12 protein-coding genes are annotated in these 16714 nt (G+C 50.4%); 10 read left to right on the plus strand and 2 right to left on the minus strand.

From position 1 onward, the window contains the following. Window positions 1–8: 8 nt before the first annotated feature. The 9 genes from ectB (at window position 9) to nasC (ending at window position 13917) form a co-directional block, all read left to right on the plus strand. Window positions 9–1325, plus strand: coding sequence for a diaminobutyrate--2-oxoglutarate transaminase (ectB, locus tag H581_RS34105; protein ID WP_036718654.1), 1317 nt, complete (start codon window positions 9–11; stop codon window positions 1323–1325). A 47-nt stretch (window positions 1326–1372) separates the two neighbouring features. After that, window positions 1373–1759 (plus strand): ectoine synthase, encoded by a 387-nt coding sequence (locus H581_RS0115105; protein WP_028610743.1) that lies wholly within the window; start codon window positions 1373–1375, stop codon window positions 1757–1759. A gap of 96 nt (window positions 1760–1855) precedes the next feature. Beyond that, a complete protein-coding gene (gene thpD, locus H581_RS0115110) occupies window positions 1856–2764 on the plus strand; it encodes an ectoine hydroxylase (RefSeq protein ID WP_028610744.1) in 909 nt (302 codons plus the stop codon). Window positions 2765–2917: 153 nt separating this feature from the next. Beyond that, window positions 2918–4861 (plus strand): ATP-dependent DNA helicase, encoded by a 1944-nt coding sequence (locus tag H581_RS0115115; protein WP_028610745.1) that lies wholly within the window; start codon window positions 2918–2920, stop codon window positions 4859–4861. Window positions 4862–5316: 455 nt separating this feature from the next. After that, window positions 5317–7734, plus strand: a complete 2418-nt coding sequence (gene nirB, locus H581_RS0115120; protein WP_028610746.1) for a nitrite reductase large subunit NirB — start codon at window positions 5317–5319, stop codon at window positions 7732–7734. Window positions 7735–7750: 16 nt separating this feature from the next. Then, window positions 7751–8086, plus strand: a complete 336-nt coding sequence (gene nirD / locus H581_RS0115125) for a nitrite reductase small subunit NirD (RefSeq protein ID WP_028610747.1) — start codon at window positions 7751–7753, stop codon at window positions 8084–8086. A 33-nt stretch (window positions 8087–8119) separates the two neighbouring features. Further along, window positions 8120–9298 (plus strand): MFS transporter, encoded by a 1179-nt coding sequence (locus tag H581_RS0115130; RefSeq protein WP_028610748.1) that lies wholly within the window; start codon window positions 8120–8122, stop codon window positions 9296–9298. Between the two features lie 103 nt (window positions 9299–9401). Continuing rightward, entirely contained in the window at window positions 9402–11771 is a 2370-nt protein-coding gene (gene nirB, locus H581_RS34110) for a nitrite reductase large subunit NirB (protein WP_051250820.1), read from the plus strand. Window positions 11772–11775: 4 nt separating this feature from the next. Further along, window positions 11776–13917: an assimilatory nitrate reductase catalytic subunit NasC gene (gene nasC / locus H581_RS0115140; protein WP_028610749.1), complete on the plus strand. Its 2142-nt coding sequence runs from the start codon at window positions 11776–11778 to the stop codon at window positions 13915–13917. A 298-nt stretch (window positions 13918–14215) separates the two neighbouring features. Here nasC and H581_RS36465 read toward each other — a convergent pair whose 3' ends face one another. Together H581_RS36465 and H581_RS0115150 are read right to left on the minus strand one after the other, a co-directional pair. Continuing rightward, window positions 14216–15019 (minus strand): hypothetical protein, encoded by an 804-nt coding sequence (locus H581_RS36465; RefSeq protein WP_028610750.1) that lies wholly within the window; start codon window positions 15017–15019, stop codon window positions 14216–14218. Between the two features lie 94 nt (window positions 15020–15113). Next, entirely contained in the window at window positions 15114–15953 is an 840-nt protein-coding gene (locus H581_RS0115150) for a sugar phosphate isomerase/epimerase family protein (protein ID WP_028610751.1), read from the minus strand. A gap of 188 nt (window positions 15954–16141) precedes the next feature. Between H581_RS0115150 and H581_RS0115155 the strand changes: the two genes are divergently transcribed. Then, window positions 16142–16564 carry a GNAT family N-acetyltransferase gene (locus H581_RS0115155; protein WP_028610752.1) on the plus strand — a complete coding sequence of 141 codons (423 nt, stop codon included), beginning with the start codon at window positions 16142–16144 and terminating at the stop codon, window positions 16562–16564. The last annotated feature ends 150 nt before the right edge of the window (window positions 16565–16714 follow it).

Genomic DNA, 16714 nt, shown 5'->3' on the forward strand with positions numbered 1-16714 from the left:
GTTGCAATATGAATGCAAAACAATCGGCAGCACAGGATCTTCACGTGTTTAACCGGATGGAATCGGAGGTTCGCAGCTACTGCCGGAGCTTTCAGACGGTATTCAAGAAGGCCAGCAATGCGGTCATGTGGGATGTTCACGGAAAAAGTTATATCGATTTTTTTGCCGGCGCCGGCGCTCTAAATTATGGTCATAACCACCGGGGAATCCGGACGAAGCTCGTCGACTATTTGATGAATGACGGCGTAGCGCACAGCCTGGATATGGCGACGGAGGCGAAGGAGAGCTTCCTGGTCAAGTTGAACGAAGTGATCCTGAAGCCGCGCGGCCTTTCTTATAAGGTGATGTTTCCCGGGCCGACAGGTACGAATTCGGTTGAAAGCGCCTTGAAGACAGCCCGCAAAGTGACGGGACGAACGAATGTGATTTGCTTTACGAATGCTTTCCACGGCATGACGCAGGGCTCTTTATCGGCAACCGGGAACCGGTTTAAACGAAGCGGAGCGGGACAGCATCTAAGCGGCACGACCTTTATGCCGTATGACGGATATTTCGGCGAGTCGCAGGATACGAGCTTGATGCTGGATAAGCTGCTTGATGACCCCGGAAGCGGGATCGACCTGCCGGCGGCGGTCATTCTGGAAACGCTTCAGGGAGAAGGCGGGCTCCATATGGCGTCGGCCTCCTGGCTTCGCAGCGTAGAAAGGATTTGCCGTAAGCATGGCATGCTGCTCATCGTGGATGATGTGCAGATGGGCTGCGGCCGCACCGGCAGCTTCTTCAGCTTCGAAGAGGCCGGCATCAAGCCGGATATCGTCTGCCTCTCCAAGTCGATCGGAGGTTACGGAATGCCGCTCGCGATTACGCTCATCAAGCCGGAATACGACATCTGGCGTCCGGGCGAGCATAACGGGACATTCCGCGGCAATAATCTCGGCTTTGTTGCGGCAGCCGAAGCGCTGACCTTCTGGGAATCCGATCAATTCCAGGCAAGCATCAAACAAAAGTCTTCCGTTATCGGCAGCGCGTTAACCAGGTTTGCGGCGGAATATCCGGAGCTGATTCAACAATTGCGCGGCCGCGGCTTCATTCAAGGGCTTGTATTCCATGACCCGAAGCATGCATCCGCCTTATGCGCTTACGCTTTCAGCAACGGATTGATTATGGAAACATCAGGACCGTTCGACGAAGTAGCCAAGCTTATGCCTCCGTTGACGATTGAGGATGCCGTCCTGAAGCAGGGGCTCGCTATCGTCGAGCAGGGGTTGAAGTCGCTGCAAGCCGGCTTGGCTGATACGCGGAAGAAGGAAGAAGTCAAGGTTTAATACATCGATGCATCTAAAGCATGAAGCATAACGAGGAGGCTGCATTTATGATCGTCAAACATTTATCCGACGTCATTGGCACGAAGGACGATATCGACACGAAAAACTGGAATGCGAGACGCCTTTTATTAAAGAAGGACGGAATGGGCTTCTCGATGCATGACACGCTTATTAAAGCAGGCACCGAGACGCTCATCTGGTACCGGAACCATGTGGAGGCGGTGTATTGCGTCGAAGGCGAGGGTGAAATCGAGGTCGTCGGCGGCAGTGTGTACGGCATTCAAGCGGGGATGTTATACGCGCTGGACGGCCATGAGAAGCATCTGCTCCGGGCAAAAACGCAAATGCGCATGATTTGTGTCTTTAATCCCCCGTTAGTCGGCGATGAAGTGCATGATGCAGACGGCGTTTATCCATTGGTTGAAACGAAATGAAAAAAAACTTCTAATTTAGTCGTTTGAGGATGAGCGAGTTGACCGCGTTTAGAGATCGTTTTTATTGAGGCAAATTATAATGAAGGAGTGAAAGCTATGAGTTCTTTTGCCAATACCGAGCATGTTATGAAAGGGACTATCCCTGACCGTTATCCATCCCGGGTGGAGGATCGCCCGACGGTCATCAAACGGTCGGATCCCGTCGTCTACTCCACCCACACGGAGAGCAGCCCGCTAAGCAAGGAGCAAACAGCCTTTTACGAAGAAAACGGCTTCCTCGTGCTGGATCAGTTTTTCTCGAAAGAAGAGATTGCACAGTGGCGGATGGAGCTTAAGAGGCTGAGAGACGAGTACCAGAACAAGGAAGCGGAGCATGTGATTGCCGAGCCGGAAAGCAAAGAAGTGCGTTCGATCTTCGCTGTTCACGAAAACAATGAAATCTTCAAGCGGCTGGCAGCGCATCCCCGGCTGGTAGCGATCGCCAATTACTTGCTAGGTTCGGATACGTACATCCACCAGTCCAGAATTAATTTTAAACCGGGCTTCACCGGAAAAGAATTTTATTGGCATTCCGATTTTGAAACCTGGCATGTCGAGGACGGTATGCCGGCCATGCGCGCGTTCAGCTGCTCGATTGCGCTGGAGGATAATTTCCATCATAACGGCCCTCTTATGGTCATACCCGGCTCGCATACGAAGTTCATATCCTGTATCGGGAAGACGCCGGATAACCACTTTAAGCAATCGCTGCGCCGTCAGGAGTATGGCGTGCCCGATCCGGACAGCTTAGAGGCGTTAAGCAAAGAAGGCGGCATTCATACGACGATCGGGGCTGCGGGGTCTATCGTATTGTTCGATTGCAACACGATGCACGGCTCCAACAGCAACATTACGCCCGACCCGCGCAGTAATGTGTTTCTCGTCTATAATTCGGTCGAAAATAAGCTTCAGGAGCCGTATTCCGGACAAAAACCGCGGCCAAGCTACATCGCTTCCAGAACATAGACAGGATGGTGAACCGGACATATAGTAATCCCTTTGACTTGGCATGGCACAGAATGCTATATTAGAATGTATGCTTGGAAAATGGGAACCGCATTGACGGCTGCGTGCTTGCACGCAGCCGTTCTGTGCCTATTATATGGAGGATACCGATCCGTGAACAATTATCCGTTTGAATTTGATCCGAATCAGCCGTTCATTCAGCAAGCGAGCGATTGGATCGCCGATGTCTTTTATGAAAAATTGCCTGAAGCCGGTTTTGAAATTAGAGACGAGCAGATTTACATGGCGTTCCAGCTGGAGCGGGCATACGCCGAGAAACAGACGATCTTCGCGGAAGCGGGCGTCGGCACAGGGAAAACGCTCGCCTACCTGCTCTATGCGGTCAGCTATGCCCGTTATACGAGAAAGCCCGCCATTATCGCTTGCGCGGACGAATCGCTGATCGAGCAGCTCGTGAAGCCGGAAGGCGATATCGCGAAGCTTGCCCGGCATTTGGATCTGACGGTGGACGCGAGATTGGGCAAATCAGCCGACCAGTATATATGTTTGAATAAACTGGACGATGCCCGTAATAAGTTAGAAGACGCGGAGCTGTACGAACGCATTTACCGGGAGCTGCCAAGCTTCGTGAATAAACCGGATTCCCTGCAAAGCTTCTACCCTTACGGGAGCCGGAAGGATTATCCGGTGTTAGGCGACGAGCAGTGGAAGCGGGTAGGCTGGGACGTGTTCCAGGATTGCCTCGTATGCGACAGAAGGCATCGCTGCGGCCAGACGTTATCCCGGGATCATTACCGCAAGGCGGCGGATGTGATCATTTGCTCGCATGATTTCTACATGGAGCATGTGTGGACCTATGAGGCCAGAAAACGGGAAGGCCAGCTTCCGCTGCTGCCTGAGCACAGCTCGGTCGTCTTCGATGAGGGGCATTTGCTCGAAACGGCGGCCCAGCAGGCGCTGACGTATAAGCTGAATCACGCCGTTTTTGAAAGCATCATCACGCGCCTTCTACAGGACGATATCCGCGAATCGCTGGCGCTTGCCGTAGAGGATGCGATTACGCAAAGCGAGTTTTTGTTCCGGTTAATGAATAAGCAAAGCATGAAGGTCCCCGGCTCGTCCCGGAAGGAAATCATGTGGAGCGGGGAGCTGCTGCGGGAAATTAACCGTCTGCAGGACATGCTGTCGGTTATCGAAGAAGAGCTTGTTTTCGAAAGCGGTTTATATACGATCGACGCTTACCAACTGAAAATTGTAGAAGAGCATCTGGAAATGATTCAATTCGCGTTGAACTTATTTAAACAAGAAGAAAAGCCGATCTGCTGGGTATCCCGGGATCAGGAAGGCATTTCCCTTGTCATAATGCCGAAGTGGGTGAAGGAAGTATTAAAGGAGCATGTTTTCTCCCGCAAAATGCCGATCGTATTTTCTTCGGCGACGCTTTCCGTCAACGGATCCTTCGACTACATGATGGAACTCCTCGGAATCGGAGGCGCATTATCGTTCTCGGTTCCGTCTCCTTATCATTATGCGGAACAAATGCGGGTGTTGGCGCCGCAGCCCGGAAATGTAATGGGATTAAATGAAAAATATTCGGCGGTAAGACGATTGCTGGAGCAAACCGGCGGCAGGACGCTGATCCTGTTCCCATCCCTGGAACAATTGGAGCAGTTCAAGGCTGAAGCCGAGCGGGATACGGAGGCGGCCGGTTTTGCGTATATATTCGAAGGCACTGGGGAGATCAGCAGCCTGATCGGGCAATTCCAGAAGGATGAGACGAGCGTCATGTGCGCAGTGACGTTATGGGAAGGTCTGGACATACCGGGTCCGTCGTTGTCTCAGGTCATCGTGTGGGAGCTGCCGTTTCCTCCGAACGATCCTTTGTTCGCGGCCAGACGGAAGGATGCGGCATTGCCGTTCGAGCAGGTGGATCTTCCGTATATGCTGCTGCGCTTAAGGCAGGGAATCGGCCGGCTTATCCGGACCAGCGATGATCGCGGAACGGTCGTCATTTTCGGGGAGAAAATGAATGAAACAGCCGTACGAGAGCGCGTAAGTCAAGTGCTGCCGGAGGGCGTAACGATAGAGGCTTTGTAATCGGCGATCGTGTCTTAAGCAAGCTTAATGAAGCTTTTGTTGGCAGCGAGCGTCACTGGAATTCGATTGCTCATTTTGCATAAGTTAGAATAGGGTACCATAAAAAAGGCGTTTCCTTCACAAGGAAACGCCTTTTTTATGTGAAGTTAAGTAACTCGTCAAAAAAACAGCTCAATCACATTTCCATATTTACTGAAACCGGCCTCATCTTGTGAACGTTTACAGTCACCATTTCGGGAGTAAAAGCGAACAATCAAATGATTACCTGTCATTTCATACGTCAATTTGTTGTAAATGTTAAATTACCTCACAAAAAATTATTGAAATATACGTGGAAATGCGGTAAGTTATTCATATAGATTTTCTTGTTAGCATATGTGACGCAATTTGGTAGCTTGCCAGTAAGGACGAGAGTCTTTCTAGAGAATGTTTAACAAAATGGGAGTGTGGATGCGATGAAGAAGAAGCTGGTCTTGATAGGTAACGGTATGGCGGGTGTGAATTGTATTGAACAGATATTAAAGCTGGCCCCGAACCGTTATGACATTACCATCTTCGGTAGTGAGCCTCATCCGAACTATAATCGAATTATGCTGTCCTCCGTTCTGGCGGGCGATGCGGATATGAATGATATTGTTATCAATAGCTGGGATTGGTATACAGAGAACAACATTATTCTCCATGCGGGGCATACGGTAAAAGCTATAGACACGAAACGCAAGATCGTCAGCACGGAAAGCGGCATTCAAGCACCGTACGATGAAGTCATTATCGCTACCGGCTCGCTGCCTTTCATGCTTCCGCTGCCAGGTGCGGACAAAAAAGGCGTTATCGCATTCCGCGACATTAAAGATTGCGAAACGATGATGGAGACGGCAAAAAAGTACAAAAAAGCGGTTGTTATCGGCGGCGGCTTGCTCGGATTGGAGGCGGCGCGGGGGCTGCTGAATCTGAATATGGAAGTATCCGTCGTTCATAACAACAAAATTCTGATGAACAGACAGCTGGACGAAACGGCTGGGATCATGCTGCAGAAGGAACTTCAGCAGCAAGGTATGAAATTCCTTCTCGGAAAAAACACGGAGAAGATTTTAGGAAAAGAGCGGGTAACGGGTCTTAGATTTACGGACGGCTCCGAAGAGTCTGCGGATCTGGTCGTCATGGCAGTCGGCATTAAACCTAACATGGCAATGGCCAAGAAGAGCGGCATTGAAGTTAACCGCGGTATTCTCGTCAACGATTTCATGGAAACAAACATTCGGGATGTTTACTCGGTTGGCGAATGCGTGGAGCACCGCGGCATTTCGTACGGACTAGTCGCCCCGTTGTACGAGCAAGGCGCCGTGCTTGCCAAGAAACTGGCGGGCCTGGAAACGGACGGCTATCACGGTTCCGTCGTTTCTACGAAGCTGAAGGTATCGGGTGTGGATGTGTTTTCGGCGGGTCAATTCGTGGATGATGTCGATACACGCGCTGTTCGCGTGCAGGATGAGTTCGGCGGCGTATACAAGAAAGTCGTCATTCGGGACGGCAAGGTTGTCGGCTCTGTATTGTTCGGCGATATCAGCGACGGAGCGCGCCTGTTCGCCATGATCCGCAGCGGCGAGGATGTAACGGGGAAAGAAAGAGAAATTTTACTCGGCTCGGGCGGATCGGCACCTTCTAACGCTGATCTGATTGCCTCGATGAGCGACGATGAAATTGTTTGCGGATGCAATGGCGTATCCAAAGGCGCAATCGTAAATGCGATCAATGAAAAAGGATGCTCAAGCGTCAATGATATTAAAGCTTGCACGAAGGCTTCCGCTTCCTGCGGCGGCTGTAAGCCGCTTGTTGCTGATGTGCTGACCTATGTGCTTGGCGCGGACGGCGTGAAGACCGTCAAGGAAGGCATTTGCGGCTGCACGACACTTAGCCGCGATGAAGTGGTTGACGGTATTCGCCAGATGAAGCTGACGACTTCGAAGGAAGTCATGAACGTAATGGGCTGGAACAATTCAGAAGGCTGTTCCAAATGCCGTCCGGCTTTGAACTACTACCTCGGAATGGTATGGCCGGAAGAGCACGAGGATGAGCGTGAATCAAGGTTCGTTAACGAAAGAAACCATGCCAATATCCAGAAGGACGGCACGTACTCTGTTGTTCCGAGAATTTACGGCGGGGTAACGACACCGCAGGATCTGAAGAAAATTGCCGATGTAGCGGTGAAATATGAAGTGCCGCTAGTAAAAATTACAGGCGGACAGAGGATCGACCTTCTGGGCGTTAAGAAGGAAGACCTGCCTTCGATGTGGACGGATCTCGACATGCCGTCGGGTTACGCCTACGGTAAAACGCTTCGTACGGTTAAAACATGCGTAGGATCGACATTTTGCAGATTCGGAACGCAGGATTCGATGGCCATGGGTATCGAAATGGAGAAGCGCTTCGAACGTTTGAGCACACCGGCGAAATTTAAGATGGCCGTATCCGGCTGCCCTCGTAACTGTGCGGAAGCGACGATCAAGGATTTGGGCGTCGTTGCGATCGACGGCGGATGGGAAATTCATGTCGGCGGAAACGGCGGTACGAAAGTAAGAGTCACCGACCTGCTCGTTAAGGTGAAGACGGAGGAAGAGGTTCTGGAATGGACGGGGGCGTACATGCAGTATTACCGGGAAACCGGCAAATACAACGAACGTACGGCGGAATGGCTTCAAAGGGTAGGCCTGGATACCATTAAGGCCGCATTGGAGAACAAAGAAGACCGTTTGGCGCTTGTCGCACGCATCGAACATGCGCTCAGCCTGACGCAAGATCCGTGGAAAGAAATTGCGGAAACCGATAAATTGCGCACTACATTCGAAAATCTTCCTGTTCCGGCAGCAAACTAGAAGGGGTGTCACCAGAATGAAACAAATTAAAATCGGAAATATCACGGATATCGAGAATAAGAGGTCTCGGGTAATCTTCATAGGAGATTTGGAAATTGCATTATTCAAGTTGTCTAACGGCGAAATAAAAGCGATTGAAAATAAATGTCCGCATAAAGCCGGGAAGCTATCCGAAGGAATCGTATGCGATCATCACGTTTTTTGTCCGCTGCACGATTGGAAGATCGATTTGAATGACGGACAGGTACAAGATCCGGACGAAGGATGTGTGGTCTCCTTCCACGTGGAAGTGGATTCTGAAAGCGGAGATTTAATTCTACATCTGGCAGATGAAGCTTATAAAGCATCCTAAGGGAAGCATTCGGGGAGAAAAGGACCAATGGCAATGAATCAGACAAAAGCACTTATATATTCAACGGTCGCGATGACCGTATCATTCATGATCTGGTCGGTGTTTCCGCCTATTGCAGGGCAGATTCAGGTACTTTTCAACCTGAGTACCCTTGAGAAGAGCATACTGATCGCAACTCCCGTTTTGCTTGGGTCGATTATGCGGATTCCGATGGGAATTCTGACTGACCGATATGGCGGCAGGAAAGTGTTCACGCTCACGATGCTGTTTTTGATCCTTCCGATGGTAGCGGCCGGCTTCGCTGATTCTTATATATGGATGTTGGTCTGCGCTTTATTTATTGGTATGGCGGGCACCACGTTTGCTATCTCTTTAACTTTCGTATCCAGGTGGTATCCGCCGCAAAGTCAGGGGTTTATTCTGGGCATTGCCGGCCTTGGAAATCTGGGGGGAGCGGCAGCGAATTTTCTGATTCCCTCTATTTCAACTTCGTATGGCATTTCTTGGGTGTTTTTTAGCTTGGCTATCGGGATAGCGGTTATGGCATTGGTTTTCCATGCGTTTACCAAGGATCCTCCGAAGCCGGCTGAGCCCAAAACCTTGAAACAATCGTTGTCCGTTTTGAAGAGCAAAGCGACTTGGCATTTGTCCATCTTTTATTTTCTGACGTTTGGAGGCTTTGTCGCTTTCAGCGTTTACCTGCCGACATTTCTTAAAGATCTGTTTCAGCTAAGCGCATTCGATGCGGGACTTAGAACAGCGGGTTTTGTCTTGGCCGCTACGTTGATCCGGCCGGCCGGCGGCTATTTGGCGGACCGGTACGGCAGCAAGAATGTATTATCCGTTGTCTTTATCGGGATATTGGCTGCCGCGCTTGTCTTGTCCTTCATGCTTGATCATTTCGTCTATTTCAGCTTCCTATGCTTGTTGATTTCCTTACTGCTTGGTTTAGGCAATGGCGCCGTGTTCAAAATGGTTCCTGAAGTATCTTCCGGCAATACGGGAGCGGTTACGGGAATTGTCGGAGCGGCAGGAGGCATTGGCGGATTTTTTCCGCCGATTGTACTCGGTATCGTCAAAGACACGACAGGACAATACAATTTGGGATTTATTTTCATGGTGGTATTTGCCTTGGCATGTTTGATATTGAATTATTCTGCCCAGAGGCCGAAGCAATCGGAAGCTCGGAAGGGTATGGAGTTTACGGCATAGACGCCTGGTGCGGGCAGCGCGTGCCGGGATCGCTGGAGATGCGTACGGGTCTGCTTATTTAGATGGAAGGTGCAGCCGTTTCTACCTAATTGGAGGTCTAATGATGGCGAAAAGAAAGTTAGTTGTGATCGGAAACGGTATGGCGGGCGTACGCTGTGTCGAAGAAATAGTAAACATCGATCGGGATGCTTTTGAAATCACTATTTTCGGCAAAGAACCTCACCCCAATTATAACCGTATTTTGTTGTCGAAGGTGCTGCAGGGCGATACGACGATACAGGACATCACGATCAATGACTGGCAGTGGTACGAAGATAATCATATCCGACTATTTACGAATGAAACGGTCATTAATGTAGATACCGAACACAAGAGAATCGTTACGGAATCAGGGAAGAGCGTTAATTACGATGAACTCATTTTTGCTACGGGCTCTTTGCCTTTTATGCTGCCGCTGCCGGGTGCGAATAAACGAGGCGTTACCGCCTTTCGGGATATCCGCGATTGCGAAACGATGGTGGAAACGTCCAAAAAATACGAGAAGGCCGTTGTCATCGGCGGAGGATTGCTAGGGCTCGAGGCGGCGCGCGGCTTGTTGAACCTCGGCATGAAGGTAGATGTCGTTCATATTTTTGACAGTATTATGGAAAGACAGCTCGACCGTACGGCAGCCAAAATGCTGCAGGCTGAGCTCGAAAAGCAGGGGATGCGTTTCTTGCTCGAGAAGCAATCGGAAGAGATTATCGGACGGAGCCGCGTGGTGGGGCTGAAGTTCAAAGACGGAACCAGAACCGATGCCGACCTCCTTGTTATGGCGGTGGGAGTTAGACCTAACGTACAGCTGGCTAAGGATGGCAAGATCGAAACAAACCGGGCGATTGTCGTCAACGATTATATGCAGACGAATACACCGAATGTATATGCGGTTGGAGAATGCGCGGAACATCGAGGCATTGTGTATGGGTTGGTGGCACCGCTCTATGAGCAAGGGAAGGTACTCGCAAAAACCTTGTGCGGTATAGAAAATGATGGTTATCATGGTTCGGTGCTGGCGACCCAACTGAAGGTTTCGGGCGTGGACGTATTCTCCGCCGGCGAATTTATGGACAGTGACGAGGTAAAGTCGTTGAAATGGATTGACGGTATCCGCAGCACGTACAAAAAAATTGTCATTCGCGACAATAAAATTGTCGGCGCTGTTCTGTTTGGCGACATTAGCGAGGGGACGAAGCTCCTGAGCATGATCAAGCAGAAGACGGATATCTCCGTCTATGAGAAGGAAATGAATGGCGCTGGAGCAAGCGGCAGGGAAGCAGGAGAAGCCGCAATCGCGGGCATGTCCGATGCGGAGCTGGTGTGCTCCTGCAACGGGGTTTCCAAAGGGACGATCATGAAGGCCATTGGGGAACAAGGATTGCAAACGGTCGATGAAGTGAAAAAGTGTACAAAAGCGTCCAGCTCCTGCGGCAGCTGCAAAACGATGGTCAGCAGCATTTTGGATTATGTGCACCGTCACGGCTTCAATCAGACGGCGGAGAAAGAAACCGTCTGCGCCTGCACGACATTTAGCCATGATGAACTCATGTTGGAGATTCAGAACCGGCGCTTTAGCGATTCGGCAGAAATCATGTCCGCATTGGACTGGCAAACGGAGTCCGGGTGTGCGGTTTGCCGTCCCGCACTGCATTATTATTTAAGCGTCCATGGGGCTGCTGCAACGCTGATCCATGCGGACGGACCGAAAGACATTCAGGCTGACGGTACCTTTGCGGTTATGCCTAGAATGTACGGGGGCGTAACGACTCCGGAGCAGCTGAGGCAAATCGCGGACATTGTAGAGAAATATGGGATTCCGCTTGTGAAGCTGCTGGAAGGACCGCAGGTTGGTCTGTTCGGTATTGCGGCGGCAGACGTCTCGAACGTTATGACAGAGCTGAATTTACCGATTCATGGAGCAGTATATGGAAAAACGGTGGGCACGGTTGGAACCTGCAGCGGTATTAAATACGCCGCAGATGCGATGCAGGATTCCATTGCGATCGGGATAGCTTTGGAGAAGAAGTTAGAACGGTTGCAGCTGCCAAATGAAATAAAGATTGGCGTATCGGCCAGCCCGCACAACCGGGCTGCATCGCTTACGAAGGATATCGGAATCGTTGGGGCGCCGGGCGGCTGGGAGATGTATGTAGGCGGCAGCGGCGATCGGCAGGTAAAACCGGGAAAACTGCTTTGTACGGCCGCAACGGATGAGGAGCTGCAGACGCTTGCGGCTGGCTTCCTGCAGCATTACAGGGAGACGGGGCATTACGCGGAACGGGTGTCGCAGTGGATAGAACGAATGGGTCTGCTGCAAGTTAGAGAAGCGTTATTCGATCCGTTTCTCTTGCAAATATTAGGAAGCCGTATGGATAAGGTGCTTGCGGCTTCGCCAGAGCAAGCAAATCAGCAGCAGTCGACTGCAGTGACAAGGTGATCAGATGAAACCATTAACGGTATTAACTAATAAACCGGAATTCGAAGCTGCTGCCGAACACGATCATGTCATGGATACGCAATGTCCTTTTTGCAGCGTGCAATGTAAAATGCAGATCGTCGAGCATCCTGGCGAAGAGCGGAATACGTATACCGTTCTTCCGAAGCCTAATGCCGCTTCGGAAGGACGGTTGTGCATCAAAGGGATGAACGCATACCAGCACGCTCTCAGCAGCGAGCGTCTAACTTATCCGATGGCCAAAGTGGATGGTGAATTCGTCAGGGTCAGCTGGGAGGAGGCATACCGGCTGATTCAATCGAACTTTACGCAGATCGGGCAGCAGTTCGGCGACCATGCGATTGGCGTATACGGAGGCGGATCTTTGACCAATGAATCCGCTTATTTGCTGGGGAAGTTCGCTCGAGTAGCGCTGAAGACCAAATATATCGATTATAACGGACGGTTTTGCATGTCCGCGGCGGCGTCGGCCGGCAATAAGGCATTCGGAATAGACCGGGGCTTGACAAACCGGCTGTCTGAAATTCCGTTGGCACAGTGCATTATTTTGGCGGGTACGAATATTGCGGAATGCCAGCCTACGCTCATGCCTTATTTTACGAGGGCGAAGGAGAACGGTGCTTTCATTATTGCCATCGACCCGAGAAATACGGGCACGACCGAGATGGCGGACCTGCATTTGAAGGTAAAGCCGGGGATGGACGCCGCTTTAGTCAACGGCATGTTGAAAGCGTTAGTGGATGAAGGTTTTGTTGATGAATCGTTTGCCAGGGACCGTACTAAAGGCTATAACGAGCTGAAGGAGCATCTTGCGGCTGTCGACTTGAACGATATCGCGGAAATTACGGGCGTTCCGCTCGCACAAATACGCCAAGCGGCCGAAGCATTCGGCAAAGCGGCAACCGGTATGGTATTTACCGCAAGGGGAGTAGAGCAGCAGACGGACGGCTATATGGCCGTGCGCAATTTCCTCAATATGGTGCTGATTACCGGAAAGATCGGCAAAGAAGGCTGCGGTTATGGGGCGATTACCGGCCAAGGAAACGGTCAAGGGGGCAGAGAACACGGGCAAAAGGCCGATCAGCTTCCGGGATACCGTTCGATAGAAAATCCTGCTGATCGTTCCTATATCGCAGAGGTTTGGGGCGTTCAACCCGAAGAATTGCCGGGAAAAGGCGTCTCTGCCTATGAGATGATGGAAAAAGTCCATGAAGAAGAGATTCGTGCGCTGTTCGTTATGGGCTCCAACCCGATTGTATCCAATCCGAATGCCAACTTCGTGGAAGAGGGATTACGGAAACTGCAGTTCCTTGTGGTAGCCGATATGTTCCTCTCGGAAACGGCGCGGATGGCGGATTTAATTTTGCCTACTTCCTCTTATTTAGAAAATGAAGGCACATTAACCAACTTGGAAGGCCGTGTTCTCTTGAGAGAGGCAAGCCGAGCGGTTACGGGTGAAGTTAAGCATGATTGGGAGATCCTGTGCGGCATTGCCCATACCCTTGGAAGAGAGTCGTATTTCTCTTACACGGCTGCTGAACAAATCTTCGAGGAGCTTCGCGTTGCGAGCCGCGGAGGGATTGCCGATTACTATGGCATTACCTATGATCGGCTGCGGCGAGAAGAAGGGGTTTATTGGCCATGTCCCAGCGAGGATCACCCTGGAGAAAAACGATTGTTCGAGACGGCGTTCGCGCATCCGGATGGCAAGGCAGAGTTGATTGCAGTGGACAATCATTTCCCTGATGAGCAGATAAGCGGGGAGTTTCCGCTGTATTTAACAACCGGCCGCGTGCTCTCGCATTATTTGACCGGCGTTCAAACCCGAAGAAGTCATACGCTGGCGGCACGCAGCTTCGAATCCTTCATGGAAATTCACCCAAAGACGGCTCAAAAGTACCGGATCGAGGAAGATTCGTTAATACGGCTGGAATCGAAACGCGGAAGCATTGTCGTCCGCAGCAAGCTGACAAGCGAGATTCGGGAGGATACGGTATTTGTTCCCATGCATTGGGGCGATATCCAGAATGTTAACAAAATTACGAATCAAGCGCTCGATCCAACATGCAGAATGCCTGGCTTTAAAGTATGTGCTGTTAACGCAAAACCGCTTGTGGAATCCATATAAACTTAGCTCTATATATTGAATATGAAATAGCTGAAGCCCCGGAGGATGATGTCCTTTGGGGTTTTTTCGTGTCCAAAAGCAGGAGGAAATTTAAATATGGCAGAAAAAACGGTATCACTCGAAAATCAATCAATATATACCAGATGTTTGCAGGTGGTTTTAGCTACGCGGGTATGATTGAAGATTAAGGAGTGATGGATTGATTTATCTACATAATAATTATTATGTAAACATATCTAAGTAAGAATTGAAAAAAGGCCGAAGAAAGCGAAACGTTCGCAATCTTCAGCCTTTTTTACTATCCGGCGTTCGCCGTAAGCACTTCCTTGCGCCTTTCCTCGCGCTCCTCCGGAAGCATCCCGGGACAATTATAGCATTTTTGACCGTCAACCCGGCAATCGTACATGCAGCAGGAGGAACGCAGGATGGTTTGTCCGTCCGGCGGCGACCATGGATTATCTATGTAACGCGGTTTATGGATGAAAGGGTTCTTCTTCCGATTGAATACATCAGGCGAGAGCTCCATCAGCAGGTTGAAATCCAGATCGAATTGATCCAACACGGATTGCCGCTTCTCGTATAGCTGAAAATAATCGCGTATAAGGTGGATTTGACCGCCAAACTGGTTCCAGATCATTGCGGATTTCACTCCGGCGCTGTCAGCAACGGATTCTATGGCGGAATTGAGCTCTGCTTGGAAGTAAGCTGTTAGATCTTGAAGGAGGAGCTGGTTGCGCGCTTGCCCGTTCACCGGCAAATTCGTCCATCGTAATTCGTTTATCTTATAGCCGAGATGGGCATGATCGCCGTGAAGTTCAAGCTGGAAGGTCAGTTTATTCAACGGAAGCTCCAGCAGCCGGTTATACTGAGCGGCAATAATAAGCTTCGTGACGCAAAGATTGAAGAACGACATGCCGACGAAGGAGGCGGCCAGCCTCGTATCTGTAGCTTGAACCATTTCACCGCCTTTTACGAGCGCGGCATACGCTTGCTCGGTATGTAGAAAATCCGGTGCAGCCATTTCGAACACGGGTGCAGCCACGCCTTTGGGCGAGATATGAAAGAAAGTATCTATAATCGTAAAATCGATATCCAACGTCATCGCGATTCTCCTCTGAACCTGTAATAGAAGAATGAATGGTTTTCATACGATAATGATTATCATTCACGCTGCTATTTCAAGTATAGGAGCGTGACTAGCGGGCTGTCAATATAAAAGGCTCGACAATCGTTTTAATTCGTTCGAGTCCTTCCCACATATCGCCCGGACCGTCGTAAATGAGAACGTAAGCGCCGTTAAAGCCGACCGATTGAACCCGATTCAGATACGACTGCAGCTGCTCTTTATCCGGATAACCGGCAGCGTCGAAGGTCGGTTTGGCATGGATGGAGACGCTGAACGGAGCAGTAGCCGCAATTTCTTCCAGCTTCGCTTCGCCGTGATAATTGCCGAAATCCGTAATGAAGCCGACCTGTTTGCCTGCTCTCTCGAGCAGCTTGAGCGAGCTGTCGCCGGTGGACGTAAGCGGCTTGAAGTTTTCCGTTACGACCCGAACGCCGGCAGTAGAAGCGTAGTCAGCAAGCTCCGCCAAGTAGTCAGCCGACATTTCAATCGCAGCCGTATCGGCAGGAGAGGCTTCTCCAGCGACGACGCGGATTTGCTTCGCCCCGCACTCGGAGGCGATGCCGATCCATGTGCGAATGAGCGCAAGATCAGCGGATCTTCTCTTCTCATCCACATTCGTAATATCGCCGTAATCCAGCAGCAAGGTATCAAAGGAGACGCCGGCTGCTTCAAAAGATTGACGAAGCTGCTTGAAATATTCGCTGTTTAAGGAAGGGAAGTGGAAGTGGCAAACCTCAATCGCTTTATATCCTCTAGCCGCGGCTTCTTTCGGAAGCTCAAGCAGAGTGAGAATTTGCGGTTGATCTTCCTCGCGCGTAAGATGAGTGCTTGCTGCTTCGTCCCAGACCGTCAAGCGGAGAGGACCGAGAATACGATGCAAGCTCCAGGTGCTGACCGATAGATATGACATGAAATCCCGCCTTTTAATCAAAATTGTTCGAGCCTATCTCTAGAATAGCACTCAAGCCTCGGAAAAGATTGCATCCATATTGGCGAATTATTCCTCTTATTAGTGATCGGCCCGGCATCGTTTTTGCATATTGGCTTTGACGTATTATAATTAATGAAGAACAAGCAGTCGAAAGGAAAGTGAAGATGATTAACGTCATACGGGTTACAACGGATGAACAATTGGACGATGCGTTTCGCGTACGCAAAATGGTATTCGTGAAGGAGCAGGGCGTTGCCGAAGAGGTGGAGCTGGATGAATATGATGACGTCGCCGATCATGTTCTCGCCTATACGGACAATGAGCCGGTCGGAACCGGCAGGGTCCGGATCGTTGATCATATGGCCAAGCTCGAGCGGATCTGCGTGCTGGCTGATTATCGGAAGCACAGTTTAGGGAAAGCGATCATGAAGGAGCTGGAATCGATCGCAATCGATAGAGGAGTAACGAAGGCCAAGCTGCACGGGCAGGTACAAGCCGCTCCTTTTTACGAAAAGCTGGGTTACGAGATCGCTTCGACCGTATTCATGGAAGAGAACATTCCTCATGTTAAGATGGTTAAAAATTTATAGCGTTAAATATATCAAGCGCTGACTTTCGTTCATCCGATAGTTCGGCGGCGAAGAAATTGCAGGAAATCGATGTTGTTATGCACACTGCCCACTAACGGAGACATTCCTTGATCACTTAAATCATTCGAACAATTTATGTTTTCTTAAGCT

The organism is Paenibacillus harenae DSM 16969 (genome assembly GCF_000422465.1).
Classification (GTDB): Bacteria; Bacillota; Bacilli; order Paenibacillales; family Paenibacillaceae; genus Pristimantibacillus; species Pristimantibacillus harenae.

Coding starts and splice junctions, on each gene's coding strand:
- ectB (WP_036718654.1), top strand. CDS start 9: ATGAATGCAAAACAATCGGCAGCACAGGATCTTCACGTGTTTAACCGG.
- H581_RS0115105 (WP_028610743.1), top strand. CDS start 1,373: ATGATCGTCAAACATTTATCCGACGTCATTGGCACGAAGGACGATATC.
- thpD (WP_028610744.1), top strand. CDS start 1,856: ATGAGTTCTTTTGCCAATACCGAGCATGTTATGAAAGGGACTATCCCT.
- nirB (WP_028610746.1), top strand. CDS start 5,317: ATGAAGAAGAAGCTGGTCTTGATAGGTAACGGTATGGCGGGTGTGAAT.
- nirD (WP_028610747.1), top strand. CDS start 7,751: ATGAAACAAATTAAAATCGGAAATATCACGGATATCGAGAATAAGAGG.
- H581_RS0115130 (WP_028610748.1), top strand. CDS start 8,120: ATGAATCAGACAAAAGCACTTATATATTCAACGGTCGCGATGACCGTA.
- nirB (WP_051250820.1), top strand. CDS start 9,402: ATGGCGAAAAGAAAGTTAGTTGTGATCGGAAACGGTATGGCGGGCGTA.
- nasC (WP_028610749.1), top strand. CDS start 11,776: ATGAAACCATTAACGGTATTAACTAATAAACCGGAATTCGAAGCTGCT.
- H581_RS36465 (WP_028610750.1), bottom strand. CDS start 15,019: ATGACGTTGGATATCGATTTTACGATTATAGATACTTTCTTTCATATC.
- H581_RS0115150 (WP_028610751.1), bottom strand. CDS start 15,953: ATGTCATATCTATCGGTCAGCACCTGGAGCTTGCATCGTATTCTCGGT.